2 protein-coding genes are annotated in these 1,581 nt (G+C 45.5%); both read right to left on the bottom strand.

What is annotated here, in order from left to right; all coding sequences use genetic code 11:
* Positions 1–34: 34 nt before the first annotated feature.
* Entirely contained in the window at positions 35–1,039 is a 1,005-nt protein-coding gene (locus tag ACQY26_RS06580) for a hypothetical protein (protein ID WP_428048347.1), read from the bottom strand.
* An 80-nt stretch (positions 1,040–1,119) separates the two neighbouring features.
* A partial coding sequence (locus ACQY26_RS06575; protein ID WP_428048346.1) for a uridine monophosphate kinase occupies positions 1,120–1,581 on the bottom strand: 462 nt, incomplete at its 5' end.

Raw genomic sequence — 1,581 nt, 5'->3', positions numbered from 1 at the left:
ATGCATTCCATAAATTTTACCTCATGATTTATTTTTATTTATTATATCTTTTTTGGGGCGATATTGTCCTTTCGTGTATGATTATTTTAAAACCTTGCTGTTCGTATCTCATCATTTCAATTTGCTTTTGCATATTGCGCATTTCAATATGATGACGCATTACCAAGCTGCCCAAAAGCTTTACTCTGGCGGATAAAAATATCACAAAACAGGCAAGTATCAGTATGGCCGCTATGGCGGCGGTTCTGTCGCTTATAAAAGGTTTTTCTTCTTTTTTTGCCTCTTTTTGCGGGGGATTTTCCGGTTTGTCCTCCTTAAGCGGAGCCGCAGGTTCCTTTTCCGTTTTTTCGGCTTCTTCTTGTTTAGGCTGTTCTAAGGGCTGTGTTTCCGGCAGAACAACAGGCGCGGGGGATTCGTCCTCTGCGGGCGCCGCCTCTTCTGCTTTTATGGGTTCCTCTGCCGGTTCCTCCGGCGCGGGAATAACCAAAGCCGGGGCTTCCTCAGTTAAACCATATTCATGTTCCTCTTCGGCGGCTTCTTCCGGCAGCCAATTTTCAGCCGGCTTTTCCGCTTGTTTTGCTGGTTCTTCCGTTTCAGGTTTTTCCTGTGATAAAAGTAAAGGCGCGGGCGATGCGCTTTCCGCCATAATCTTTACGGTTTCTTTAGGGGCGGAAGCGTTGGCGGGGGCGTCTTCCGTTCCGGCGAAATCGGCGAACCAAGCTTTTATGCCCTGTTTTAACTTTCTGAAACGCCAGCGGAAATTGGTTTCAAATCTTCTTAAGAAGCCCTTTTTCTCTTTAGGGAGTTTCGGCGCGGGTTCTTTTTTTGTTTCCGCGGGTTTAGCGGCCTCGGCGGCTTTTGAAGGATTCTCTTCAAGTTCAATCAATTCCGCGATTCTTTCCGGGGTGAGCGGGCCCTGCACTTTATCCGTATTTACGTTTGAAATTATCCCCGCCGGCATTATATAACGATTTGTATCCGGGAAGAACATCTTTTGGAAAAATGCGGAAATTTCCCTCCTTAAAAAATAACAAGTCATCGCTATTATAAATATGGCGAAACAAGCCAGCGGTATAATCCAAGCGAAATGATACGGCGAGAATAGTTCCTGAGGTTAAATTAATAAATGGTGGTGCCTATTTTTTTGCCTGACACCGCCAATTTGATATTTCCTTTTTTATGTAAATTGAATACGCAAAGGGGAAATTTATTTTCCAAACAAAGGGCCAAAGCGGCGGTATCCATAAACTTAAGGCCTTTTTTGATTGCGTCTTCGTAAGTGATTTTTTTGATTAATTTGGCTTTGGGATTCTTTTTGGGGTCGCTGTCATAAACTCCGTCGACTTGGGTCGCCTTTAAGACCAAATCGGCCTTAATTTCGGAAGCTCTTAAAGCCGCAGCGGAATCGGTCGTAAAGAAGGGGTTGCCAGTGCCGCCGGCAAAAATAACTACGCGGCCTTTTTCCAAGTGCCTTATGGCTTTGCGGCGGATAAAAGGCTCCGCAAGCTGATATACGTTGATCGAAGTCAATACGCGGGTGGGAACGCCTGCATCTTCCAAGGCGGATTGCAGGGCCAAAGC

Origin of the sequence: Candidatus Proelusimicrobium excrementi (assembly GCF_937881865.1) — a bacterium.
GTDB classification, from domain to species: Bacteria; Elusimicrobiota; Elusimicrobia; order Elusimicrobiales; family Elusimicrobiaceae; genus Proelusimicrobium; species Proelusimicrobium excrementi.
This window is presented reverse-complemented; position numbering and strand designations above follow the sequence as displayed.

Bases quoted from the DNA above. Each gene is read 5' to 3' on its own strand.
- ACQY26_RS06580 (WP_428048347.1), bottom strand. From the start codon at position 1,039: ATGACTTGTTATTTTTTAAGGAGGGAAATTTCCGCATTTTTCCAAAAG.